Here is a 23,518-nt window from a genome sequence, read left to right on the forward strand (position 1 = left end):
CCAGCTTTGCTGGACGCCGGTGGATTACGCCGCTACGCGGCTAAGCCACCAAAGCGGCCAGATCGACGCTTTTTGTCCCCTCTCCCGTTTACGGGAGAGGGTTAGGGAGAGGGGCGTTTTACCCTTTCCTTCGGCCCCTCTCCCATTCATGGGCGAGGGGGGTTAGCCCGCCACAAGCGGGCATTTGTGCCAACCCATGTCGCGGACTATCCGTCGCGGCGCAATAACAACAACTCGAGAGGGTAATCCCCCCATGACAGCCAGCACCCCCATGCTGATCACTTTCGTGGTGTACATCGCCGCGATGGTTCTCATCGGCCTGTACGCCTATCTGCGCACCAAGAACCTGTCCGACTACATCCTCGGCGGCCGCAGCCTCGGTGCCTTCGTCACCGCGCTGTCCGCCGGCGCCTCCGACATGAGCGGCTGGCTGCTGATGGGCCTGCCCGGCGCGATCTTCCTCGCCGGTATCTCGGAAAGCTGGATCGCCATCGGCCTGATCGTCGGCGCCTACCTCAACTGGCTGTTCGTCGCTGGTCGCCTGCGCGTGCAGACCGAGCACGCCGGCAACGCCCTGACCCTGCCGGACTACTTCACCAACCGCTTCGAGGACAACAGCAAGATCCTGCGCATCTTCGCCGCGGTGGTGATCCTGGTGTTCTTCACCATCTACTGCGCCTCCGGCATCGTCGCCGGCGCGCGCCTGTTCGAGAGCACCTTCGGCCTGTCCTACGGGACCGCGCTGTGGGCCGGTGCCGCGGCGACCATCGCCTACACCTTCATCGGCGGCTTCCTGGCGGTGAGCTGGACCGACACCGTGCAGGCGACGCTGATGATCTTCGCCCTGATCCTCACCCCGGTCATCGTGCTGCTCGCCACCGGCGGCGTCGATCCGACCATTGCCGCCATCGAGCTGAAGGACGCCGCCAACCTCGACATGCTCAAGGGCGCCAGCTTCGTCGGCGTGATCTCGCTGATGGCCTGGGGCCTGGGCTACTTCGGCCAGCCGCACATCCTCGCGCGCTTCATGGCCGCCGAGTCGGTGAAGGCCATCCCGGCCGCCCGGCGCATCTCCATGACCTGGATGATCCTCTGCCTGGCCGGCGCCGTGGCCGTGGGCTTCTTCGGCATCGCCTACTTCTCCGCGCATCCGGATCAGGCTGGCGCGGTGGGCGAGAACCCCGAGCGGGTGTTCATCGAACTGGCCAAGATCCTGTTCAACCCGTGGATCGCCGGCATCCTGCTGTCCGCCATCCTCGCCGCGATCATGAGCACCCTGAGCTGCCAGCTGCTGGTGTGCTCCAGCGCGCTGACCGAGGACTTCTACAAATCCTTCCTGCGCAAGGACGCCAGCCAGACCGAGCTGGTCTGGGTCGGCCGCGCCATGGTCCTGCTGGTCGCGCTGATCGCCATCGGCCTGGCCGCCAACCCGGATAACCGCGTGCTCGGCCTGGTGTCCTACGCCTGGGCCGGCTTCGGCGCCGCCTTCGGCCCGGTGGTGATCCTCTCCCTGCTGTGGAAGGGCATGACCCGCAACGGCGCGCTGGCCGGCATGCTGGTCGGCGCGGTCACCGTGATCGTGTGGAAGAACTGGATCGGCCTGGGCCTGTACGAAATCATCCCCGGCTTCATCCTCGCCACCCTCGCCATCCTGATCTTCAGCCGCATCGGCAACGGCCCGTCGCCGACCATGCTGAAGAACTTCGACGAGGCCGAGCAGGAATACCAGGACGCGCATATCTGAGTGCGCTCTGTGGCTACAACCGTCGCCGCGGCCTGGTCGCACCGCGGCTGACGGCCTGGAACGAGGTCCTTCATGCCTGGTTCCGGGACTCTCCCTCCGCGACCCGATGTGCTTCAACCGGCCCCCTGGGCCGGTTTTTTTTGCCCGGATCGCACTGGTAAAGCGGCCCGCGATTATTTGTAGGAGCGAATTCATTCGCGATGGAGTCGCACGGAGTTGCCCAATTCGCGAATGAATTCGCTCCTACGGGTGGTGGGGTGCCGCCGCTTCAGCCCACCTCGCGACCGAGCCAGGCGAGGAAGGCCTTGACCGGCGGATGGCGTTCCCGCCCCGGCACGCACAACGCCGAATAGCCCGCGCCGGGCACGCTGATTTCCGGCCGGTATTGCTCCAGCAGGCCGCTCGCCACCGACTCCGACACTAGGATCGAACTGGCCAACACCAGGCCCTGGCCGGCAATGGCCGCCTGCAGCGCGTAGTGCTCCTCGTCGTACTCGCGCTGCGGTGCCCCGACCAGCCAATGCTCGGCGCCGGCCGCCGCGCACCAGGCCTGCCAGCCCAAGGCATACAGGCCCGAACTGCGCCAGCGCAGGGTGATCAGCGTCGGCAGCTCGTCGCCGAGGCCGGCCACCAGCGTCGGCGAGCCATAGACCGCGAAGCGCTCGTTGAGCAGGCACTGGCTGTGCAGGGTCGGGTACTGGCCGACGCCGTAGCGGATCGCCAGGTCGACGCTGGCGTCCTGCTGCAGGTCGACCAGCACCGTGCTGGCATCCAGACGCAGGTTGATGTCCGGGTATTCGGCGTAGAAGCGGCCGAGCCGCGGGATCAGCCACAGCGCGGCGAAGGCCGGGGTGGTGGACAGCGTCAGGCTGCCGGCGCTGCGTTGCGGGCGCAACTGGTCGAGGGTCTGGGTCACGTCCAGCAAGGCGCCGTGCAGGCTGTCGAACAACCGCTGGCCGCCGGCGGTCAGGCGCACGCTGCGCGGCAGGCGCTCGAACAGCGGCACGCCGAGCCAGCTTTCCAGGCTGCGGATCTGGTGCGAGACGGCGGTAGGCGTCACCGCCAGTTCCGCCGCCGCCGCCTTGAAGCTGGACAGGCGCGCGGCGGACTCGAAGGTGCGCAGGGCGGTGAGCGGTAGGTTGGCGAACATCGTGGCTCCATGGGTGAGTTGAATTCACCTTGGTGAACTAATCCTCATTTGTCCGCTGTTACGGCTGGCAATAGCTTAGCTCCTGAGTTTCATCCAAACGAAACGCTTGTCGAATCACGTGGAAAGAGGAGCTTGAGATGAGTCAGATTCTTGCCGTACAAGGCAGCCCGCGAGGCGAACGGTCCCATTCCCGGCGTCTGCTGGAGTCCTTCCTGCTGGCCTGGCAGACCCAGGACCGTGAGCGCGCGGTGCTGCGCCGCGAGGTCGGCCGGGTGGCCATTGCGCCGATCAACGAGAGTTGGATAGCCGCGGCCTTCCAGCCAGAGGGCGAGCGTGACGAGGTGATGCAGGCCGACTTGGCCTTGAGCGAAACGCTGGTGGATGAGCTGTTCGCCGCCGACCGCCTGGTGATCGCCACGCCCATGTACAACTTCGGCGTGCCCAGCGGGGTGAAGGCCTGGGTCGACCAGGTGGTGCGCATCGGCCGCACCTTCGATTTCGATCCGGGGAACCCCCGCAGCCCCTATACGCCGCGTCTGCTCGGCAAGAAGGCGCTGATCGTTACCACCCGTGGCGATCACGGCTACGGGCCGGGTGCAATTTACGCCGCGCGCAACCACGCCGACACCCACCTGCGCACGGTGCTCGAGTTCATCGGCATCGACGACGTAACGGTGATCGCAGTGGAGGACGACGAATACGGCGGCCAGTCGTTCGCCGACTCTTACGCCCGCGCCGAGCGCGCTTTGGCCGAGCTGGCCGGGAGCTTCTGAGATGGCTTGGTTGTTTCTGCTGCTGGCGCGGCGTTCGAGGTGCTGTTCGCCATACGCCGAGGTTTTCAGCCGGCCGCTGCCGAGCGTGCTGGAGGTCGCCGCCGCGGCGCTCGGCGTGCTGTTGCTGGGCGAGGCGTTGACGGCGACCAAGTTGGTCGCCGTCGCCCTGATCGTAGCGGGAGTGGCGGGGTTGTAGTGATGCTCGCCATTTTTTTGAGCGGTGACGGGCCGGCTGGGGAGGAGCCGGCTGTCGGCCCCCGTGGGAGGTGCCGCGCGCAACCCCGCCTGCTGGCGGCCGCGCTGCGGCCCTCCACTGCCGTGCTCTGAGCAGGCCGGTTTTTTAGCGGATCACCGGTCATGTGCAGGTCGCAGTCTGCTGCTATGCCTACCAAGACTCTCTGCCGCAGCGAAGCAGCCATGCTGCGTCCGCAGGGTGATATGGCAAGTACGCGCAACGTTCGGTCGGACTCGCGGATTCGGAGGAATGGCGGCCCTCCTCTAGGCAATCGCGGCCGACTCGCTGACCGCCATCAATCAACCTCGCCAGAGGTAAGACCATGGCAACCTTCATCTCGCTACTGAACTTCACCGACCAGGGCATTCGCTCGGTCAAAGAGTCACCCGATCGTTTCCAAGCCTTCAAGGCGATGGCCGAGGGGCTGGGGGTGGCCGTCAAGGCCGTCTACTGGACCGTTGGCAGCTATGACCTGCTGGTGGTCACCGAGGGGAGCGACGAGGCCGCAACCACCGTGCTGTTGAAAGCCGGCTCGCTCGGCAATGTGCGGACGCAGACACTGCGTGGGTTCTCCGAGCAGGAGATCAGGAAAATCATCGGCAACATGCCTTAGTGGCTGCGGATTAGCCGCTGCGTACTCTGAGTTCGTAGCCCGGATGTAATCCGGGGAGCGGGGTTGCCTGCTTTCCCCCGGATTGCATCCGGGCTACCGGGCTGGCGGGAGCGTTACAACACTTATCGATGGCTGACCTGCATGCCCGAATTCGGCGTCATGCACTGGCCAGGGCTGCTGCCTTGCAGATAGGGCTGGAGAATCGGTGCCATGCCTTTGAGCACCTGCACCGGCAACGCCGAGGTGAAGCGGAAGTTTTCCGCCGCACGGCCGGGGACGAAGGCGGTGAGCGTGCCGTAGTGGTGGTCGCCGAGGTAGAACACGAAGGTCGCGGTGCGGTTCATCGCCTTCGAACTCTTCACCCAGCCGCCGCGGGTGACGCTCTCGATGCGGTTGTCGCCAGTGCCGGTCTTGCCGCCCATCACCAGCGGCTGGCCGTCGGCCTGGGTGAAACTCCCGACCAAACGGCGTGCCGTACCGGCTTCCACCACCTGGGCGAGGGCGCCGCGCAGGGCCGCGGCCACCGCGCTGGGCAGCACCCGCTCGGCGCGGTCCGGGTCGATACCCAGGCGCGTTTCGTAGGGGGTGTCCGTGGCGAATTGCAGGCTGTCGATGCGCACGGTGGGCAGACGCACGCCATCGTTCTGGATGATTCCCATCAGCTCGGCGAGCGCGGCGGGGCGGTCGCCGGAGCTGCCGATGGCGGTGGCCAGCGACGGCACCAAGTGGTCGAACGGGTAGCCGACGCGCTGCCAGCGGCTGTGGATATCGAGAAACGCCTCGACCTCCAGCATGGTGCGGATGCGGCTGTCGCGTGCGCTTTTGTGGCGGCTCTTGAACAGCCAGGCATACACCTCCTGGCGCTCGAATTCGCTGGCGTTGGCGGCGTCCTTGTAACTGGCTTGCGGGTTCTCCAGCAGGTAGCCGAGCAGCCACAGCTCCAGCGGGTGCACGCGGGCGATATAGCCTTGGTCAGGCAGATCGAAGGCGCCGGGCCGGTACTTCATATACAGCTCGTGAATGCGTTCTTCGCCGATCTTCTCCTGCGGCAGATGCGCATTGACGAACGCACCGAAGGTTTGTTCGTCGACTCCCGGCATCAGGTAGCGGTGTACCGCGGCCAGCCGCGAGGCCGTTGGGCGCAGGCCGTCGAGAAAGGTCTCGAGGCGTTCGGCGGCGTTTTTGCCCTGATATTTGCGCCAGAAGCGCAGCAGGAATACGCGGCCTTCGCGGTCGGCGAAGCGTGCCAGATACTCCTGGCGGCGTAGGTTGCTATCGTCCTTGAGCAGCTCGGCGCTGTTGTTCGACCCTTGATAGGTGCTGTAGCGCACCAGATCGCGCAGCAGGCGAATGAACGGCAGGTTGATCGATTCGCGCAGGGCTTCGCGCAGGGTCGGCCGGCGGCCGTTGTCTTCTTTGCGGAAGTTATTGAAGGTGTGCATGCCGCCACCGGTGAAGAAGCCTTCATAGGGGCTGGCTGAGTATTTGCGTTCCAGGGCCGCCTCGAGCATCACTGGCAGGCTGCGGTCCTTGGCATCGATCAGGTAGTCGACGGCCCAGCGAGTCAAGTGATCCGGATCGGCGACTTCGACCTTGCGCAGTTCGGCTGCCGGCACGGCGGCGAAGCGCGTATGCAGTTCGTTGATAACTTCCAGATAGGTGGTGAGTACGCGCAGCTTGGCGGTGGAGCCGAGTTCCAGCTTGCTGCCCTCGTTGATGTCGAACGGCTGCACCGTACTGTCGGTCTGCACGCGCACCCGTGAACCGTCGGTGGTGCGTTCGAACAGGGTGAAGCTGTAATTGACCTCGGCGGTTTTCTCCGGTGACAGCAGGCGTTCGCCATACAGACCGATCTGCTCGGCGAAGGTCGGATCGGCGAGACGCCGCAGGTATTCGCTGACTTGCTGCTGCAGGGTGCCATTGAGCGTCGTGGTGGCGGATAGATCGAGGCGGTCGAGGTCGTATAGCGGCCGGTCGAGCATCGCTGACAGGCGACTGCGAGCCACGCTGATGCCTTTGTTGATCTCGTTGGCCTGCAGCGCCGGCTCCTGCTGCAAGTTGCGGAAACGCAGCTGGCTGGCCAGCGCGGCATCGCGCAGCGCGCTGTCGATCACCCCGCCATTGGCGAGGATGCGCAGGTGGCTGTCGGTTAGCTGGTTCAGCTCGTCGCGGCCGCGGGCCAAGTAATAGGACGGGCGGCGCTGAGCGATCATCAGCGACAGCACCTGCCGTAGCGCCAGGGCGCGGGCGGGTAGGTTGGCGGCGCGCTCATCGGCGAGCGCGGCGTTGACTTGGGCGAAACCGGCTCCGTACCAGATGCGCAAGCCATCGGCCATACCATGAATTTCGCCATGCCCCGGTGCGGCGGATAGCGGCACGCTGTTGAGGTAGTCGCGGATGATGTCCTGGCGCGCCGCCAATGTCTGTGGCCCCTGCTGATAGGCGCGTACGCTGGCGGACATCATCTGCTTGAGCTTCTCGCCGGCCGAGCCGGTGCGACCTTCCGGCGAGTGGCGGTATTTCTCCAGTTGCGTGGCCAGTGTGCTGCCGCCGGCGGACTGGCCGGCCAGGCCGACGTGCTTGCCGACCTGGCTCCAGGCCGCCAGGAGGAAGCGCGGCCAGTCCACGGCTGGGTTGGCCAGCGGTTGTTTCTCGTCCAGCAGCTCGCGGTTTTCAATGAACAGCAGGCTGCCCACCACCAACGGCGGAATGCTGGCAAAGTTCGGATAGAACTGTTGCGGGTAGCTGAAGCCGTACAGCGGTACGCCACTGCAATCGGCAATCGCCAGGCCGGCCTGAATTTTCTCGCGGTAGGGAATGAACAGGCCGCGCTGACTGTAATTAAGCAGCGCCGGGGAAAATTGGGCCTGGGCGAGAATCAGATAGCCGCGCCTCTGCAGTCGGTCGAGTAGTTGCGGCAGGTAGGCATAGCCGAGGCGGCGGTCGAACGGTCCCGCGTCGGGAAACTCGATAGCGCTGCTCGGGCCGCTCTCTACGCGGTAATCGAGGCGTTGCGCGTAATTGCTGAGTTCGCTGGACTGCAGGCGCGCCGTGCGCACCTCGCCGTACAGCAGCACGCCAAGGCCAATAGCGAGTAGCAACAAGAGAAACCAGAAGTAGCGACGTAGCTGGGAACGGGGGGCGGGTTTAGGGGAATGAGGTTCTGGGAGCCCGCTCGCAGCTGGAGCGGTCTGTTGTGCATCGGATTGCCATAGTGCGCCCATAGGGAGGTGATCCTGGCTACACGTTTGATGCCTTTACCTAGAGCGTAGAGGCTCTTGTCGGTCTCTGCGAAGCTCCTGACAAGATTCTCCCGAGGTGCCACTCCTAGCCTAGAATCGCTAAGGTCATCTTGTCAGTTTGCCCCGACAACGGCTGAAATAGATCTATTCGATCAGGCCCAGAACCCATTTGGACAGGCTATGCAGCACGATCATCGCGAACAGCTAAAACACAGCTGGCAGGCCAACGCCGATGCCTGGACCGCGGCGGTGCGCGAGCAACGTATCGAAAGTCGCCGGTTGGTCACCGATGCGGCGATTTTACGCGCGGTGCTCGCCTGTGCGCCCAAGCGCGTGCTGGATATCGGTTGTGGCGAAGGATGGCTGTGTCGCGGGCTGGCGGCGCATGGCATCCAATCGGTCGGCGTCGACGCATCCGCGCCGCTGATCGAGGTGGCGCGTGCCGCCGGTTCTGCGCAATACCGCGTATGCGGCTATGCCGAGCTGGATAACCAGGCCGATCTGCTCGGTCAATTTGACATGCTGGTGTGCAATTTCGCCCTGCTCGAAGAGCCGCTGGCGCCGATGCTTGAGACCTTGCACGGTCTTCTGGCGCCGCACGGTTCGCTGCTGATCCAAACGTTGCATCCGTGGAGCGCGCGGGGGACTGGCCCTTATCAGGACGGTTGGCGGGTCGAGACCTTCGCCGGCTTCGGTGAAGGCTTCCAGGAACCGATGCCGTGGTTCTTCCGCACCCTGGAATCCTGGCTGGCCTTGCTGCATGAAACCGGCTGGCGCCTGGAATGGATGCAGGAACCGCTGCACCCGGAGAGCGAGCAACCGGTTTCGCTGCTGTTGCTGCTGCACTCCGCGCCCCGCTAAGAGCCTGTTTACGATCTGCTGCGAGCCGGCCATCCGCAGTCAAGTCTGGGGGCGCATCGCCCAGTACGCCGACCCGTTCGGCCACGGTTTCTGCCTGCTGCAATGGCAAGGTCGGGGCTACGCTGAGGTCTGCGACGCTCCTGCTTGAGGCCGGCCATCATGATCAATCATGCCCACAACACCCGCTCCAACCTGATTCCCTGTCTGCGCTACCGCAACGCGCCAGCGGCCATCGCCTGGCTGTGTAAGGCTTTTGGCTTCAGCGAGCATTTGGTAGTGCCCAGCGAGTACGGCGGTATCGCCCATGCCCAGCTCGACTGCGGCACCGGCATGCTGATGCTCGGCTCGCTCGACGAACAATCGGCTTACGGCAAGCTGATGCGCCAGTCAGATCAGGCGGGCGGTAACACCCAGAGTGTGTATCGGGTGGTCGAACGGGTCGACGAGCTGTATGCGCGGGCCAAGGCAGCCGGCGCGCAGATCGTCATCGACATCAAGGATGAAGACTACAGTGGCCGCGGCTTCACCTGTCTCGATCTGGAAGGGCATGTGTGGAGCTTTGGCAGTTACGATCCCTGGGTGGAAGTCTGATTTGCGGCATCGAATAGACGAGGAATGACATGCGCACAATGGAATTGGCCGGCGCCCACGTGCCGGTGATAGGTCAGGGCACCTGGCGGATGGGCGAGGACCGCAGCGCGCGCAAGCGTGAAGTAGCGGCGCTGCGCTTGGGCATTGAGCAGGGCCTGAGCCTGATCGATAGCGCCGAGATGTATGGCGAAGGAGGTGCCGAGGACGTGGTCGGCGAGGCGATTCAGGGTCGCCGCGACGAGGTGTTTCTGGTTAGCAAGGTCTATCCACACAACGCCAGTCGCCAAGGCGTACCGGCCGCCTGCGAACGCAGCTTGCGGCGCCTGGGCACGGAACGGATCGACCTGTATCTCCTGCATTGGCGCGGTGCTCACCCGCTGGCGGAAACCATCGAAGCCTTCGAGCGACTGCGCGAGCAGGGCAAGATCGGCCAGTGGGGCGTATCCAATTTCGATGTCGACGATCTGCACGAACTCGGCGACAACGCCTGCGCGGCCAACCAAGTGCTCTACAACCCCGAGGCGCGCGCTATCGAGTTCGACCTGCTGCCGTGGCAACGCGGCCGAGGCATGCCGCTGATGGCCTACTGTCCCATCGGCCAGGGCGGGGAGCTGCTGGAGAATGCGGCCTTGCTCGAGGTTGCCCATCGCCATCAAGCAACCCCGGCGCAAGTCGCGCTGGCCTGGGTGATCCGCGGTGACGGGGTGCTGGCGATTCCCAAGGCGCTAGACGCCGACCATGTCCGGCAAAACGCCGCGGCAGCCGCGTTGCGCCTGAGCGCCGACGACCTGGCCCTGATCGACGCCGCCTACCCGCCAGCGCATCGCAAGCTCGCCCTGGAGATGGTTTAGGGGACGAGTCGCGCAGGACGAGTAGGAGCGAATTCATTCGCGATGGGATGCGCGGAGTTGTCGCTGTTCGCCGATAAAGCCTGCGCCTACCGGTGTTGGCAGGTGGATGCAGGGACGTAGCCCGGATGCAATCCGGGAGGGAATATCTCCGACCTCCCCGGATTGCATCCGGGCTACATGCGCCCCTTCCATCACACCTTGAACTGCCCGATCAAACCGCCCAATTGCCCGGCCAGCACGCCCAGCCGTTGGCTGGCGGCGGCGGTGGCTTCGGCGGCGTCGGCGTTTTCGCGGGCCAGGCCGGCGGCGGCGGTGACGTTCTGGTTGATGTCCTCGACCACGTGCGATTGCTGCAGGGTCGCGCTGGCAATCGAGGCGTTCAGGCCGGTCAGGGTGCGCAGCGACTGGGCGATCTGGCCGAGGCTATGACCGGCTTGACCGGCCATCTCCACGGTCAGCTGCGAATTGCGGCTACTTTCGTTGATGACTTTCACCGCGGCGCCGGAATTGTTCTGCAGGCGCTCGATCATCACCTGGATTTCCGCCGTGGATTTTTGCGTGCGCTGCGCCAGCAGGCGCACCTCGTCGGCAACCACGGCAAAGCCGCGGCCTTGTTCGCCGGCGCGGGCGGCTTCAATGGCGGCGTTCAAGGCCAGCAGGTTGGTCTGGTCGGCAATCGAGCGAATCACCTCGAGTACGCCGCCAATCTGGGTGCTTTCCTCGGCTAACGACTGCATGACCTGCACCGCCTGGCTGATGGTCGTCGACAGCTGGTCGATCTGCTGCAGGCTGCTGTCGATATTGCTCTGGCCTTGTTGCGCCTGACCTTCGGCCGAATGCACTTCGCCGGAGGCATGTTCGGCGTTCTTCGCTACATCTTGCACGCCGTAAGTGACTTCGTTGATCGCCGTGGCCACCAGTTCCATCTGCTCGGACTGGCGCTGGCTGGACTGCTGGGCATTGCTGGCGATACCGCCCAGTTCGCCGGCCGCTTGTTGCAGGCCGGCGGTGGCTTCGAGCAGCTTGCGGATGACCTGGCTGAGCTTCTGGGTGAAGCCGTTGAAGTGCTCGCTCAGCGCGGTCAGTTCGTCATGGCCGTGGGCTTCCAGGCGGCGGGTCAGGTCGCCTTCGCCGTGGGCGATGTCGGCCATGGCGCGCACCACGGTATCTAGCGGTTGGCTGATGCTGCGGGTAATCAGCATGATCAGCGCGGCCATCAGCAGGATGATCAGCACGCCAATGCCGATGGCTTGCATGGCCTGGGCGCGGAATTCGGCGAGCATGTCGTCGATATAAATACCTGAGCCGAGCACCCAGCCCCACGGCTCGAACAGCGCGATGTAGGAAACCTTGGGCACCGGCTCGCTGGCGCCCGGCTTGGGCCAGCGATAGTCCAGTGAGCCATGGCCTTGGCTTTTCGCCAGTCGAACCATGTCTTTGAACAGGGCTTTGCCATCCGGGTCTTTCAGGCTGGCCAGCGGTTGCCCGTCGAGCTTCGGATTGGTCGGATGCATGAGCATTCGCGGTTCCAGATCGTTGATCCAGAAGTAGTCGTTCTGTGCATAACGTAGCCCGCGCACCGCCGTCAGCGCCTGCTTCTGCGCCTCTTCGCGCGACAGCGTGCCGGCTTGTTCGAGGCCATGGAAGTACTGCAAAACCCCCTGGGTGTTCTCCACCAGATGTTGGGTTTTCTCGATTTTGCCCTGGTAGAGGCCGGTATAGAGCTGCTTGAGCATCAAGCCGCCTTGCAGCACGAGCATCACCAAGGCCACGGCGAGGATCAGCCAAAGTCGTTTGCGAATACTGATGGCACGTAGGCTGGGCATTGGTGTTACTCCGGATCTTATTATCGGAAGGCGGTTGGCAGTCGGCAGGCTCTGTCACCGACTATGTCGACCCGGATGGGTAAAACTTAAGGTGCTGCGGAAGGTGTTCGCGGTGTCGGTTGGCTCGCCACGAAGGGCAATATGGAGATATTTGCTGCACGCCGTTCTGACTCCCTCTCCCATTTATGGGAGAGGGTGGGGGAGAGGGGGGCAGGCAGGAACAGCGTGGTCGGCACGTCCCCTCTCCCTAACCCTCTCCCCGGAGGGGCGAGGGGATAAAAAGCAAAAGCCCCCGCATCGCCGCGCAAGCGCGCCTTCAGGGCTTTAATCAGGTTCCCGTTCGTCGTGTGGTAGCAGGTTTTGCCCGGTGGTGGCCATTTCTTCCTGAGTGATCTTGCCATCGTGGTTGCTATCCAACCGCTGGAATTGCTTCTCGGCGTTGGTCAGATATTCCTCGCGCGAAATAGCCCCGTCGCCGTTACTGTCCATGGCTTTGATACGCGCTTGCAGATGCTCCTGTATTCGCTCTTGGATCAGGCCGCGATCGGCGGCGGATGCCGCGACGCTCGCGAGCGACAGGCAGATCAGTAACGACAGGCAGTTAAGTGGACGCATGGCGGTTTCCTCTGGCGGGGCTGACCTTCACTTTAGTCCAGCCCGCGGCGCCTCTGCCGGAACCATTTTTGCCAGAACTTAGATCGGCAGGGCGTCGAAGCTCTCGGCCTGCGCCATCTGCCACATGCGTCGATAGAACTCGCCGGAAATCTCGCCACTGAGCAGCTCGCCCGGCTTGAGGAACACGTGCACCTGCGAGTAGAGCTTGATCTCGCTGGCCGACAGGCGCCGCACCAGGTGTTTGGCCTCGATCTGCGACGGATGGCTGAGGCCGGCGGCGGCAATCATTTCACTCAGCGCCTTCAAGGTGTTGCGGTGAAAGTTGTGCACCCGCTGGGCTTTGTCCGGCACCACCAGGGCGCGCTGGCGCAGCGGGTCCTGGGTGGCCACGCCGGTCGGGCATTTGTTGGTATGGCAGCTCTGTGACTGGATGCAGCCGATGGCGAACATGAAGCCGCGCGCCGAGTTGGCCCAGTCTGCGCCCAGGGCCATCACGCTGGCGATGTCGAAGGCGCTGACGATCTTGCCGCTGGCGCCGAGCTTGATCTTGTCGCGCAGGTTGAGTCCGACCAGGGTGTTGTGCACGAACAGCAGGCCCTCGCGCAGCGGCACGCCGATATGGTCGGTGAACTCCAGCGGCGCCGCGCCGGTGCCGCCTTCCTTGCCGTCGATGACGATGAAGTCCGGCAGGATGCCGGTCGCCAGCATGGCCTTGGCGATGCCCATGAACTCCCACGGATGGCCCAGGCACAGCTTGAAGCCGACCGGCTTGCCGCCGGATAGCTCGCGTAGGCGGGCGATGAAAGCCATCATCTCGACCGGGGTGGAGAACTCACTGTGCCGCGCCGGCGAGATGCAGTCCTGGCCCATTGGCACGCCGCGGGTCAGGGAGATTTCCGCGGTGACCTTGTGCTTGGGCAGGATGCCGCCGTGGCCGGGCTTGGCGCCCTGGCTCAGCTTGATCTCGATCATCCGTACCTGAGGGTTGCTGGCCTGCTCGCTGAAGCGCGCCGGGTCGAAACGGCCGTCGTCATCGCGACAACCGAAGTAGCCGCTGCCCAGCTCCCAGACCAGATCGCCGCCATGTTCGCGGTGGTAGAGGCTGATGCTGCCCTCGCCGGTGTCGTGGTAGAAACCGCCAAGCTTGGCGCCCTGGTTCAGCGCGCGGATCGCATTGGCGCTCAGCGAGCCGAAACTCATTGCCGAAATATTGAACACCGAGGCCGAGTAGGGTTGCTTGCACTGCGGCCCGCCGATGGTCACGCGGAAGCTGCTCGGGTCGGCGTGATCGGCCGGCAGCAGCGAGTGGCCAATGAACTCGAAACCGTTCTGATACACGTCGGTGAGGGTGCCGAACGGCTTGTCCGCGCTCTCATTCTTCGCCCGCGCATACACCAGCGAGCGTTGTGCGCGGGAAAACGGCAGCTGTTCGGCGTCGCCCTCCAGCAGGTACTGGCGGATCTCCGGGCGGATCCCCTCCACCAGATAACGGATGTTGCCGAGAATCGGATAGTTGCGCCGCACTGCCTGGCGCGTCTGCAACAGATCGCCGAGACCAATCAGACTCAGCACCCCGGTGAGCAGCGTCAGTGGCCACAGCCAGTCGTGGGCGACTAGAAAGGGCAGGCTGAATAGGGTGAATAACACGCAGAAAGCGAAGAATGCGTAGCGGCTGAGCAGGGACAGATTCATGAAAGCTCCTCGCCGGAGATCGGCCGCTTAGAGCCTAAACCGTGTGAGGCGGGGCGGCCAGCGAAGGGGATCAGGTGTGGATGAGCCGTCCACCGCCGAACGACCAGTTCTCCCACGACGTCTCCTTGAAACAGACCATGATCTGCTCCGTGTCGAAGTTGGCCTTGGCCAACGTGGTCATCAGTTCTTCGAGGAGTTTCTTCTTCACCTTCACGCTGCGCCCCACCGACCAGAGGATTTCGATCAGCACGAAGCTCTCGCCGCGCTCGTTCTGCAAATCTGGATAACTGGGGTCGAAGCGGAAGTCCTCGGTGTCGAGTTCCAACACACGCTGGAATTTGTCGGTGGCCGGCACGCCCGAGGACACCAGAGCCGCATGCACGGCGTCGACTACGGTGGCCTTGAATGCTGTCGATTTCGGCTTGCGAACGGTGACGGTGACCAGTGGCATGGGGACTCCGCGAGTACCTGGCGTTAAGGTGGAATATTGTTTCTGTACACTAGCGCTCATTGCTTTCTAGTAGGGTCATAGCACAGACGTGTTTTTATGCTAGCGCTCATGAATACACTGATTGCTTCATGAATTATCGAAATTCTTGTTTGGGTTGTTAGGGTTGCTATGTCCACCAATGCTTTATATACCGATCTGTCCGGCTATTACGATTTGATGTGTGCTGACATCGACTACCAAGCGCAAAGCAATAGTGTGCGTAGGTTTCATCAGCTATTCGGCAGTGCAGGCAAGGATCATATCGATTTGGCCTGTGGCACCGGGCCACATGTTCGGTATTTCATAGACTTTGGCTACAGCAGTAGTGGGCTGGATATTAATCAACCCATGTTGGACATCGCTAAACTGCGCTGCCCGGAAGCCCAATTTACCTTGCAGGATATGTGTGCTTTTAGCGTGGATGAACCGGTCGATCTGGTCACCTGTTTCCTCTACTCCATTCATTACAGTGGCGAGATTGACAGGCTGAAAGCGTGCATCGCCAGCGTCCACAAGGCGCTAAAAGCCGATGGCGTGTTCTGCTTTAATGCTGTGGATAAACATAAGATCGATAACAATTCATTCGCCCGGCATACGGTAGAGCATGGCGGCAGTCACTTTGCTTTCAGCTCGGGATGGAACTACTGCGGTCATGGCGAGAAACAATCACTACGACTCAGTATTGAGAAAACCACTTTGGATGTTAAACAGTCATGGGAAGATGAACATGCCATGGTGGCTTTAGGTTTTGATGAGTGGCAAGAGTTATTGCAACCTTATTTCGAAGTCCATGTTTTTGAACATGACTACGAAAAGATAGTGCCGTGGGACAAAGTGTCAGGGAACGGCATATTTGTCTGTGTGAAAATTTAAATCGAAATATCCGGTTTGCTCTGCGCTTTGCTGTGTTCGGCTGGCGCCAAGTAATGGTTGGCAAAAGCCGCCAAGGGCAACCGGCGGCCATCCGCAGCATTTTTCTACGCGCTGAGCCGCCGGTATGTGGTCAGCCACGCGCCGCGCTCACCCCTTCCAGTGTGGCGAATGAAGTGTCCTTAGCGGTCAGCAAGAAGTCGCGCATGAACGGCGCGTCGAGCATGTCGGCGCGGATTCCGGCGTAAAGCGTGGCGTACAAGCCCTTGTCGCCGAGCCGCTTGGCCGTCACATAGCCGCGGGCGCTGTACTCGTGCATGGCCCAGTTGGGCAGGCCGCAGACGCCCCGTCCGCTGGCCACCAACTGCATCATCATCACCGTCAGTTCCGAGGTGCGCACTTGCGCCGGCTCGACGTCGGCCGGCTCGAGGAAGCGAGTGAAGATGTCCAGGCGGTCGCGCTCCACCGGATAGGTGATCAGTGTTTCGCTGGCCAGGTCTTCCGGCACCACGTAGGGCTTGCTGGCCAACGGGTGCTGGTTGGCCACGGCCAGTTGCGCCTCGTAAGTGAACAGCGGCACATAGGTGATGCCGGCCAACTCGACCGGGTCGGAAGTCACCACCAGGTCGAGATCGCCGCGCGCCAGGGCCGGCAGTGGGGCGAAGGAAAAGCCCGAGGCCAGATCCAGTTCGACTTCCGGCCAGGCATCGCGGAACTGGTCGATGGTCGGCATCAACCATTGAAAGCAGCTGTGGCATTCGATCGCCATGTGCAAACGGCCCGCGGTGCCGCCGGCCAGGCGCGCCATGTCGCGCTCGGCGGTGCGCAGTTGCGGCAACAGGCTGTCGGCCAGTTGCAGCAGGCGCAGGCCGGCGCTGGTGAAGCGCACCGGCTTGGTTTTGCGTACGAACAGCGGCATACCCAGGCGCTCTTCCAGCTCCTTGAACTGATGGGACAGCGCCGATTGGGTCAGATGCAGGCGCTCGGCGGCTTCCACCAGGCTGTCGGCCTCGCGCAGAGCGTGCAGGGTTTTCAGATGGCGAATTTCCAGCATGGGCAACCTCATGGCGTTCGGTGATGAGTAGGAGCGAGTTCATTGGCGATCAATGATGTAGGGCGGGTGCAACCCGCAGGTTTCACCCGCCCTACATATAGGTTGGGGTAGGAGCGAATTCATTCGCGATCGGCGGAGATAGTCATCGCGAATGAATTCGCTCCTACAAGACGATCATGAGAAAACCTTGTGATCATCAAGAATATGTTGAGTTTGTCTCATGATGCGATGGGTGTCGAGAATGGCGGCCATTCATTGATCAGAAGGAGACAACGCCATGGCCCTGGCCCATAACCTCGGATTCCCCCGCATTGGTCGCGACCGCGAGCTGAAAAAAGCGCTCGAAGCCTATTGGAAAGGCGATCTCGATGAGGCCGGCCTGCGCGCCGTTGGCCGCCAGCTGCGCGCCGTCCACTGGCAGCTGCAAAAGGACGCTGGTATCGAGCTGCTGCCGGTCGGCGACTTCGCCTGGTACGACCAGGTGCTGACTCATTCGCTGACCTTCGGCGTGATCCCCGAGCGTTTCCGCCCGCACAGCGGCCAGCCGAGCCTCGACACCCTGTTCGGCATGGCCCGCGGCGTCAGCCAGGGTTGCTGTGGTGGTGCGCATGCGGAGGAAATGACCAAGTGGTTCGATACCAACTACCACTACCTGGTCCCCGAATTTTCCGCAGACCAGCGCTTCCAGCTGAGCTGGGAGCAGCTGTTCGAGGAAGTCGCCGAGGCCCGTGAACTGGGCCATAAGGTCAAGCCGGTGCTGATCGGCCCGCTGACCTACCTGTGGCTGGGCAAGGCCAAGGGCGATGCATTCGACAAGCTCGACCTGCTCGAACGCCTGCTGCCGATCTACGGCGAAATCCTCGGGCGCCTGGCCGCTCAGGGCGTCGAGTGGGTGCAGATCGACGAGCCGATCCTCACCCTCGACCTGCCGCAGGCCTGGAAGAACGCCTTCGAGCGCGCCTACCACCTGTTGCAGTACGCGCCGCTGAAGAAGCTGGTCGCCACCTATTTCAGCGGTCTGGAGGACAACCTCGGCCTGGCCGTCGGCCTGCCGGTGGATGGCCTGCACGTCGATCTGGTGCGCGCGCCGGAGCAGTTGCCGTTGCTGCTCGACCGCCTGCCGACCTACAAGGTGCTGTCGCTCGGCGTGGTCAACGGCCGCAATGTGTGGCGCTGCGATCTCGACCAGGCCCTGGAACAGCTGCGCGAGGCCGAGCAGCGCTTCGGCGCCAACCTGTGGGTGGCGCCGTCCTGCTCGCTGCTGCACAGCCCGGTCGACCTGGCCCGCGAAGACCAATTGGATGCCGAGCTGCACAGCTGGCTGGCGTTCGCCGTGCAGAAGTGCGGCGAAGTCGCCGTGCTCAGTGCCACGCTCAACGATCCGCACAGTGCCGCAGTGCAGGCCGCCCTGGCCGCGAGCCGCACGGTGCAGGCCGGCCGTGCCGCCTCGCCGCGCATCCACAAGCCGGCGGTGCGGGCGCGGCTGGCGGCGGTCAAGGCGCAGGACAGCCAGCGTCTGTCGCCCTTCGCCCAGCGCATCGAGCAACAGCGTGCGCGCCTGCAACTGCCGGCATTCCCGACCACCACCATCGGCTCGTTCCCGCAGACCGCGGCGATCCGTCTGGCCCGGCAATCCTTCAAGCAGGGCAAGCTGTCGGCGGCCGAGTACACCGAGGCGATGCACGCGGAAATCCGCCACGCCGTGGACGTGCAGGAGCGCCTCGGCCTGGACGTGCTGGTGCACGGCGAGGCCGAACGCAACGACATGGTCGAGTACTTCGCCGAGCAGCTGGATGGCTATCTGTTCACCCGCTTCGGCTGGGTGCAGAGCTACGGTTCTCGCTGCGTGAAACCGGCGGTGATCTACGGCGACCTGAGTCGGCCCAAGGCGATGACCGTGGAGTGGATCGCCTACGCGCAGAGCCTCACCGCCAAGGTGATGAAGGGCATGCTCACCGGCCCGGTGACCATGTTGATGTGGTCCTTCCCGCGCGAGGACGTGAGCCGCGAGGTGCAGGCGCGCCAGCTGGCCCTGGCGATTCGCGACGAGGTGGTCGACCTGGAAACGGCCGGGATCAAGATTGTGCAGATCGACGAGGCAGCGTTCCGCGAAGGGCTGCCGCTGCGCCGTGCCAACTGGCAGCCCTACCTGGACTGGGCCACCGAAGCGTTCCGCCTGTGCGCCAGCGGCGTGCGCGACGAGACGCAGATCCACACGCACATGTGCTACAGCGAGTTCAACGACGTGATCGAGTCGATCGCCGCGATGGATGCCGACGTGATCACCATCGAGACCTCACGTTCGGACATGGAGCTGCTGGACGCCTTCGAGGCCTTCGAATATCCCAACGAGATCGGCCCGGGCGTCTACGACATCCATTCGCCGCGGGTGCCGGATACCGCTGAGATGGTCAATCTGCTCAACAAGGCGGCACGCCGGATTCCCGCCGAGCGCCTGTGGATCAACCCCGACTGCGGCCTGAAAACCCGTGGTTGGGCGGAGACCGAGGCGGCGCTGGTGAACATGGTGGCGGCGGCGCGGCAGCTGCGCCGCGAGTTGGCCTGAGCGTCGGTTGGCCTCGTGTAGGAGCGAATTCATTCGCGATGGGAGCTGCCCAGATTCGCAACCCGCGTAGGGCGTACTCGCGCAGCAGTACGCCGTGGACCCAGGCCGATGGCGGACTGTTCGCTGACGCTCCTGAGTCCCGCCCTACGCAATCCTCGGCGTGAAAACTGCGCCGAACGACCGTTCGGCGTTCTTCATCAAATTGTCACCGAACTGTGGCGGCGCGCTCGTATGAATGTCTGCGAATCTCTGTCTACTGGGGATCTGCGTTCTGGAATTTCGATGCGCCTGTTGCTGTTGCTCGCCGCCTGGTTGTGCGGCCTGTCGTCCTTTGCGGCGAACCGTTGTGATGTCGCCGTACCGACCGAAATGGCCGAAGTGGGTGAGGTGCGCCTGGCCTACCAGAGCATCGGTCGGGTGCAGGATCCGGCCTTGCTGCTGGTCATGGGCATCGGCGGGCAGTTGATCGACTGGCCCGATGAAGTGGTCCAGGCGCTGTGCGCGCAGGGCTTCCGGGTGATCCGTTTCGACAACCGCGACGTTGGCTTGTCGACCTGGGTGCAGCAAGCACCCGCAACCAATCTGACCTATGCAGCGCTGCGCTATCGGCTCGGTCTGAGCGTCAGCGCGCCTTATGGTCTGCGCGACATGGCTGGCGACACCCTGGCGTTGATGGATCATCTGGAGGTTTCGCGCTTCCACGTCCTGGGCGTGAGCATGGGCGGCATGATCGCCCAACACCTGGCCGATCTGGCTCCCGAGCGGGTGCTCAGTCTGATCCTGTTGATGACCAGCTCCGGCGCCCAGGGTTTGCCAGCCCCGAGCCCGGCCTTGCTGGCACTGCTAAGCCGGCGCGAGGCCGCTAACCGCGAGCTGGCCATCGAACAGCAGGCCGACTTGCTCGCCGCGTTAGGCAGTCCGGCGACTCATGACGATCGCGCGCAGCTCCTGTACCAGGCGCGCGCCGCCTATGATCGGGCCTTCAATCCCGACGGAGCGCAGCGCCAGTTGCTCGCCGTCCTCGCCGAGCCCAGTCGCGTGGCCTTGCTGGATCGCCTGCAGGTGCCGACTCTGGTGGTGCATGGCACTGCCGATCCGCTGCTGCCGGTGATGCACGGCGTGCATGTCGCTGCGCACATCAGAGGCAGCCAGCTACGCCTGATTCCGGGCTTGGCGCATCGCTTTCAGGAGGCCTTCAAGGCGCCGCTGCTGGGCGCCGTGCTGCCTTATCTGGCGGCCCATCGGCGACCGATCGGGGTGGCGCAGTTGTGATGGGCTGGGGTCAGGCGGTTTGCATGTGCTGCGGGCGCTCGGCGGCCAGGTAAGCGCGTAAGCGGGCCTGCTGGCCGGGGCTGAGGAGCAGACCGAGCTTGGTGCGGCGCCACAGGATGTCGTCGGCGTCGACAGCCCATTCCTGTTCGCAGAGGTAGTCGACCTCGCGGGCGTAGAGTCCACCGCCGAGGTTTTCGCCCAGATCGGTCACCCCGCGTACGCCTTCCAGCAGGCGCCAGCAGCGACTGCCATAACTGTGTGCCCAGCGCCGGGCGAGGCTGCGCTCGAGCCAGCCGTGACGCTGACACAAGATCTCGGTGAGCCGCTCTGGATCGCTCAGTTGTTCGCCGCCGGGGAGTGGCGCCGTGGCCGTCCAGGCCGGCCGCATGCGCGGGAAATACGGCGCGAGCTGCGCCAACGCCGTTTCGGCGAGTTTGCGGTAGGTGGTCAGCTTGCCGCCGAACACCGACAGGAGCGGCGCTTCGCCAAGTTGGCCGACCAGCGCCAGGGTGTAATCGCGGGTCACTGCCGCCGGGTCGTCCGACTCGTCGTCGCACAGAGGCCGCACCCCGGCAAAGCTGTGCAGGATGTCAGCGCGGGCGATGGAGCGCTTGAAGTGGGCGTTGACCACCTGCAGCAGGTAATCGATTTCCGTGTCGCTGATCGTCACGCGCGCCGGATCGCCGCGGTATTCGCAATCGGTGGTGCCGATCAGGCTGAAGCGCTCGAGATAGGGGATGACGAAGACGATGCGCCGGTCTTCGTTTTGCAGGATGTAGGCCTGCTCGCCGTCGTGCACGCGCGGCACGATGATGTGGCTGCCCTGGATCAGGCGGATGCCGTAGGGCGAGGGCAGTTTCAGGTTGTCTTCGAGCAGGCTGGCGACCCACGGGCCGGCGGCGTTGACCAGCACCCGAGAACGGATCGAGTACAGGCTGCCGTCCGCACGCTCCAGATGGACATGCCAGAGCCCTTTGCGGCGCCGCGCGCTCACGCAGCGGGTGCGCGTATGGATATGTGCGCCCTGTTCGCGGGCGGCCATGGCGTTGAGCACCACCAGGCGAGCGTCATCGACCCAGCAATCGGAATACTCGAAGCCGCGGGTGATCTCCGCCTTCAGCGGGCTGCCGGCGCCCAGTCGTCGCCCGCGAGAGCCCGGCAGCTTTTCGCGTTTGCCCAGGTGGTCGTAAAGGAACAGGCCGACGCGGATCATCCAGGCCGGGCGCAGGTGCGGGCGATGGGGAAGAATGAAGCGCAGCGGCCGAACGATATGCGGTGCTTTGGCCAGCAGCACCTCGCGCTCGGCCAGCGACTCGCGCACCAGGCGGAATTCATAATGTTCGAGATAGCGCAGGCCTCCGTGAACCAGCTTGCTGCTGGCGGACGAGGTGTGCCTGGCCAGATCATCCTGTTCGCAAAGGAACACTGACAAGCCACGCCCGGCGGCGTCCGCGGCAATCCCGACACCATTGATGCCGCCGCCAATCACAGCGAGATCGTAGACTTCGGCCAATGGCGCGGTAGGGGTTTGCTGGGCTGGCATCGCGGTCCTTGGTGGTTGGAAGTGAACGTGATGATGTTCATTTACGAAAATAGTAGCCCGGCAAAAGAGCGCTGGCTAGCCCGGCCATCGGCCAGCGCAGTTCTTTGAAATGTAGGAGGATTGGGCGGCGTGGGCCGGGCCGCGCAGGTCGAGTGCAGCGATCCCCAAAGGGGCTGCATGGCGCATCAGGCCAGATGCAGCTGAATCTTCTGTTCGCTCAGTAGGCGGGCGAGGGCGGCGGGTGGCGCGCGGTCGGTGAACAGCTGGTCGACCAGTTCAATGGCGCCCAAGCGCACCACCGCATTGCGCCCGAATTTGCTCGAGTCGGCGGCCAGTAATACCTGCCGCGCATTGTGGATGATCGCCTGGGAAACCCGAACTTCCTGATAGTCGAAATCGAGCAGGCTACCGTCTTCATCGATACCGCTGATGCCGACCACGGCGAAATCGACCTTGAACTGCTGGATGAAATCCACCGCGCTCTGGCCGACCACGCCGCCGTCGTCACGCACGGTCCCACCGGCCACCAGCACCTCGAAATCAGCCTTACTACTGAGTTGCGCAGCGACATGCAGATTGTTGGTGATGACCTTCAATCCGCGATGGTTGAGCAGCGCGCGGGCGATGGCTTCGGTGGTGGTGCCGATATTGATAAACAGTGAGGCGTGGTCGGGAATCTGGGCGGCAATCGCCTCGGCAATCCGCTGCTTCTCATCGCGCATCAGGCCGGCGCGCATGGCGTAGGCGGTGTTGTGGATGCTCGATGCCTCGCTCGCCGCGCCGCCGTGGGTACGGCGCAGCAGGCCTTGTTCGGCGAGTTGGTTGATGTCGCGGCGGATGGTCTGCGGGGTGACGGAAAAGCTCTGGGCCAACTCGTCGATGCTGACGTAGCCGCGTTCGCGCGCACGTTCGAGAATACTCTGCTGTCGGGGTGCCAGATTCATAAAAGTATCCAGATTTTTGCCGGATTATAGGCTGTCGTTGCCAGCGATTTGCCGCTAAGGTAAGCCGAAATCACCATTTTGTTTTCACTATCGAACATGACTCCTGCCATCGACCTGTTAAAGAAAGCCAAGGCTGAGCACCGCGTGCACAGTTACACCCACGACCCGAAGGCGCCGTCCTATGGGCTGGAGGCTGCGGAAAAGCTCGGTTTGGAGCCGGCGCGGGTGTTCAAGACGCTGCTCGCGGCGAGCGAGAAGGGCGAGTTGCTGGTAGCCGTGGTACCGGTTGCCGGCAGTCTCGATCTGAAAGCGCTGGCGCATGCCGCCGGAGTGAAGAAAGCCGATATGGCCGACCCCGCCGCGGCCCAGCGCGCCACTGGCTATCTGCTCGGCGGCATTAGCCCGCTGGGGCAGAAGAAACGCCTGCGGACCTTTATCGACAGTTCGGCGCAGCATCAGCCGAGCATCTATGTCAGCGCCGGTCGCCGTGGCCTGGAAGTGGAGCTGACCGCCGCCCTCCTGGCCCAGCACACTCAAGCCGCTTTCGCCGATATCGGCCGCGGCTGAGCAGGGCACTTCGTAAACG

General features: G+C 63.7%; 19 protein-coding genes and 2 pseudogenes. 11 read left to right on the forward strand and 10 right to left on the reverse strand.

What is annotated here, in order from left to right; translation table 11 throughout:
• Positions 1-253 precede the first annotated feature (253 nt).
• A complete protein-coding gene (putP, locus tag NVV93_RS05240) occupies positions 254-1,744 on the forward strand; it encodes a sodium/proline symporter PutP (protein WP_258253391.1) in 1,491 nt (496 codons plus the stop codon).
• Between the two features lie 268 nt (positions 1,745-2,012).
• Here putP and NVV93_RS05245 read toward each other — a convergent pair whose 3' ends face one another.
• Positions 2,013-2,894 (reverse strand): LysR substrate-binding domain-containing protein, encoded by an 882-nt coding sequence (locus tag NVV93_RS05245; protein ID WP_258253392.1) that lies wholly within the window; start codon positions 2,892-2,894, stop codon positions 2,013-2,015.
• 137 nt (positions 2,895-3,031) lie between these two features.
• On the opposite strand from NVV93_RS05245, the gene NVV93_RS05250 reads away from it, so the two are divergent.
• The 3 genes and pseudogenes from NVV93_RS05250 to NVV93_RS05260 all read left to right on the forward strand — a co-directional run bounded on the left by NVV93_RS05250 (position 3,032) and on the right by NVV93_RS05260 (position 4,515).
• Positions 3,032-3,667 carry an FMN-dependent NADH-azoreductase gene (locus NVV93_RS05250; protein ID WP_258253393.1) on the forward strand — a complete coding sequence of 212 codons (636 nt, stop codon included), beginning with the start codon at positions 3,032-3,034 and terminating at the stop codon, positions 3,665-3,667.
• 106 nt (positions 3,668-3,773) lie between these two features.
• Positions 3,774-3,863: pseudogene (locus NVV93_RS05255) on the forward strand (QacE family quaternary ammonium compound efflux SMR transporter); the annotation flags it as partial.
• Between the two features lie 361 nt (positions 3,864-4,224).
• A complete protein-coding gene (locus NVV93_RS05260; protein ID WP_258253394.1) occupies positions 4,225-4,515 on the forward strand; it encodes a GYD domain-containing protein in 291 nt (96 codons plus the stop codon).
• Positions 4,516-4,637: 122 nt separating this feature from the next.
• Here NVV93_RS05260 and NVV93_RS05265 read toward each other — a convergent pair whose 3' ends face one another.
• The gene (locus NVV93_RS05265; protein ID WP_258253395.1) at positions 4,638-7,739 is read right to left on the reverse strand and encodes a transglycosylase domain-containing protein; all 3,102 of its coding nucleotides are present in this window, start codon (positions 7,737-7,739) and stop codon (positions 4,638-4,640) included.
• Between the two features lie 198 nt (positions 7,740-7,937).
• Here NVV93_RS05265 and NVV93_RS05270 point away from each other — a divergent pair, with 198 nt between their 5' ends.
• The 3 genes from NVV93_RS05270 to NVV93_RS05280 all read left to right on the forward strand — a co-directional run bounded on the left by NVV93_RS05270 (position 7,938) and on the right by NVV93_RS05280 (position 10,060).
• Positions 7,938-8,618 carry a bifunctional 2-polyprenyl-6-hydroxyphenol methylase/3-demethylubiquinol 3-O-methyltransferase UbiG gene (locus tag NVV93_RS05270; protein WP_258253396.1) on the forward strand — a complete coding sequence of 227 codons (681 nt, stop codon included), beginning with the start codon at positions 7,938-7,940 and terminating at the stop codon, positions 8,616-8,618.
• Positions 8,619-8,777: 159 nt separating this feature from the next.
• A complete protein-coding gene (locus NVV93_RS05275) occupies positions 8,778-9,209 on the forward strand; it encodes a VOC family protein (RefSeq protein ID WP_258253397.1) in 432 nt (143 codons plus the stop codon).
• A gap of 29 nt (positions 9,210-9,238) precedes the next feature.
• On the forward strand, positions 9,239-10,060 hold the full coding sequence (locus NVV93_RS05280) for an aldo/keto reductase (protein ID WP_258253398.1): 822 nt from the start codon (positions 9,239-9,241) through the stop codon (positions 10,058-10,060).
• A 191-nt stretch (positions 10,061-10,251) separates the two neighbouring features.
• On the opposite strand, the gene NVV93_RS20145 is transcribed toward NVV93_RS05280, so the two are convergent.
• The 5 genes and pseudogenes from NVV93_RS20145 to NVV93_RS05300 form a co-directional block, all read right to left on the reverse strand.
• Positions 10,252-10,986, reverse strand: coding sequence for a methyl-accepting chemotaxis protein (locus tag NVV93_RS20145; protein ID WP_375162925.1), 735 nt, complete (start codon positions 10,984-10,986; stop codon positions 10,252-10,254).
• Positions 10,987-11,157: 171 nt separating this feature from the next.
• Positions 11,158-11,886: pseudogene (locus NVV93_RS20150) on the reverse strand (cache domain-containing protein); the annotation flags it as partial.
• Between the two features lie 324 nt (positions 11,887-12,210).
• Positions 12,211-12,501, reverse strand: a complete 291-nt coding sequence (locus NVV93_RS05290; protein WP_258253400.1) for a hypothetical protein — start codon at positions 12,499-12,501, stop codon at positions 12,211-12,213.
• Between the two features lie 78 nt (positions 12,502-12,579).
• Entirely contained in the window at positions 12,580-14,193 is a 1,614-nt protein-coding gene (locus tag NVV93_RS05295) for an FMN-binding glutamate synthase family protein (protein ID WP_258253401.1), read from the reverse strand.
• Between the two features lie 70 nt (positions 14,194-14,263).
• Complete coding sequence (locus tag NVV93_RS05300; RefSeq protein WP_258253402.1) at positions 14,264-14,644, reverse strand: tautomerase family protein; 381 nt, start codon at positions 14,642-14,644, stop codon at positions 14,264-14,266.
• Positions 14,645-14,812: 168 nt separating this feature from the next.
• Here NVV93_RS05300 and NVV93_RS05305 point away from each other — a divergent pair, with 168 nt between their 5' ends.
• Positions 14,813-15,556 (forward strand): class I SAM-dependent methyltransferase, encoded by a 744-nt coding sequence (locus NVV93_RS05305; RefSeq protein ID WP_258253403.1) that lies wholly within the window; start codon positions 14,813-14,815, stop codon positions 15,554-15,556.
• Positions 15,557-15,686: 130 nt separating this feature from the next.
• Here NVV93_RS05305 and metR read toward each other — a convergent pair whose 3' ends face one another.
• Complete coding sequence (gene metR / locus NVV93_RS05310; RefSeq protein ID WP_258253404.1) at positions 15,687-16,607, reverse strand: transcriptional regulator MetR; 921 nt, start codon at positions 16,605-16,607, stop codon at positions 15,687-15,689.
• Positions 16,608-16,884: 277 nt separating this feature from the next.
• Between metR and metE the strand changes: the two genes are divergently transcribed.
• A complete protein-coding gene (gene metE / locus NVV93_RS05315; protein WP_258253405.1) occupies positions 16,885-19,173 on the forward strand; it encodes a 5-methyltetrahydropteroyltriglutamate--homocysteine S-methyltransferase in 2,289 nt (762 codons plus the stop codon).
• 282 nt (positions 19,174-19,455) lie between these two features.
• On the forward strand, positions 19,456-20,445 hold the full coding sequence (locus NVV93_RS05320; RefSeq protein WP_258253406.1) for an alpha/beta fold hydrolase: 990 nt from the start codon (positions 19,456-19,458) through the stop codon (positions 20,443-20,445).
• Positions 20,446-20,455: 10 nt separating this feature from the next.
• On the opposite strand, the gene glpD is transcribed toward NVV93_RS05320, so the two are convergent.
• On the reverse strand, positions 20,456-21,988 hold the full coding sequence (glpD, locus tag NVV93_RS05325) for a glycerol-3-phosphate dehydrogenase (RefSeq protein ID WP_258253407.1): 1,533 nt from the start codon (positions 21,986-21,988) through the stop codon (positions 20,456-20,458).
• Positions 21,989-22,173: 185 nt separating this feature from the next.
• Positions 22,174-22,932, reverse strand: coding sequence for a DeoR/GlpR family DNA-binding transcription regulator (locus NVV93_RS05330; protein ID WP_258253408.1), 759 nt, complete (start codon positions 22,930-22,932; stop codon positions 22,174-22,176).
• Between the two features lie 96 nt (positions 22,933-23,028).
• On the opposite strand from NVV93_RS05330, the gene ybaK reads away from it, so the two are divergent.
• The gene (gene ybaK, locus NVV93_RS05335; RefSeq protein WP_258253409.1) at positions 23,029-23,499 is read left to right on the forward strand and encodes a Cys-tRNA(Pro) deacylase; all 471 of its coding nucleotides are present in this window, start codon (positions 23,029-23,031) and stop codon (positions 23,497-23,499) included.
• The last annotated feature ends 19 nt before the right edge of the window (positions 23,500-23,518 follow it).

Source organism: Pseudomonas sp. LS44, from assembly GCF_024730785.1.
Classification (GTDB): domain Bacteria; phylum Pseudomonadota; class Gammaproteobacteria; order Pseudomonadales; family Pseudomonadaceae; genus Aquipseudomonas.

Coding starts and splice junctions, on each gene's coding strand:
- NVV93_RS05265 (WP_258253395.1), bottom strand. CDS start 7,739: ATGGGCGCACTATGGCAATCCGATGCACAACAGACCGCTCCAGCTGCG.
- NVV93_RS20145 (WP_375162925.1), bottom strand. CDS start 10,986: ATGGAACTGGTGGCCACGGCGATCAACGAAGTCACTTACGGCGTGCAA.
- NVV93_RS05270 (WP_258253396.1), top strand. CDS start 7,938: ATGCAGCACGATCATCGCGAACAGCTAAAACACAGCTGGCAGGCCAAC.
- NVV93_RS05305 (WP_258253403.1), top strand. CDS start 14,813: ATGTCCACCAATGCTTTATATACCGATCTGTCCGGCTATTACGATTTG.
- NVV93_RS05300 (WP_258253402.1), bottom strand. CDS start 14,644: ATGCCACTGGTCACCGTCACCGTTCGCAAGCCGAAATCGACAGCATTC.
- NVV93_RS05280 (WP_258253398.1), top strand. CDS start 9,239: ATGCGCACAATGGAATTGGCCGGCGCCCACGTGCCGGTGATAGGTCAG.
- metE (WP_258253405.1), top strand. CDS start 16,885: ATGGCCCTGGCCCATAACCTCGGATTCCCCCGCATTGGTCGCGACCGC.
- glpD (WP_258253407.1), bottom strand. CDS start 21,988: ATGCCAGCCCAGCAAACCCCTACCGCGCCATTGGCCGAAGTCTACGAT.
- NVV93_RS05250 (WP_258253393.1), top strand. CDS start 3,032: ATGAGTCAGATTCTTGCCGTACAAGGCAGCCCGCGAGGCGAACGGTCC.
- NVV93_RS05275 (WP_258253397.1), top strand. CDS start 8,778: ATGATCAATCATGCCCACAACACCCGCTCCAACCTGATTCCCTGTCTG.
- NVV93_RS05290 (WP_258253400.1), bottom strand. CDS start 12,501: ATGCGTCCACTTAACTGCCTGTCGTTACTGATCTGCCTGTCGCTCGCG.
- NVV93_RS05245 (WP_258253392.1), bottom strand. CDS start 2,894: ATGTTCGCCAACCTACCGCTCACCGCCCTGCGCACCTTCGAGTCCGCC.
- NVV93_RS05320 (WP_258253406.1), top strand. CDS start 19,456: ATGCGCCTGTTGCTGTTGCTCGCCGCCTGGTTGTGCGGCCTGTCGTCC.
- ybaK (WP_258253409.1), top strand. CDS start 23,029: ATGACTCCTGCCATCGACCTGTTAAAGAAAGCCAAGGCTGAGCACCGC.
- NVV93_RS05260 (WP_258253394.1), top strand. CDS start 4,225: ATGGCAACCTTCATCTCGCTACTGAACTTCACCGACCAGGGCATTCGC.
- NVV93_RS05295 (WP_258253401.1), bottom strand. CDS start 14,193: ATGAATCTGTCCCTGCTCAGCCGCTACGCATTCTTCGCTTTCTGCGTG.
- metR (WP_258253404.1), bottom strand. CDS start 16,607: ATGCTGGAAATTCGCCATCTGAAAACCCTGCACGCTCTGCGCGAGGCC.
- putP (WP_258253391.1), top strand. CDS start 254: ATGACAGCCAGCACCCCCATGCTGATCACTTTCGTGGTGTACATCGCC.
- NVV93_RS05330 (WP_258253408.1), bottom strand. CDS start 22,932: ATGAATCTGGCACCCCGACAGCAGAGTATTCTCGAACGTGCGCGCGAA.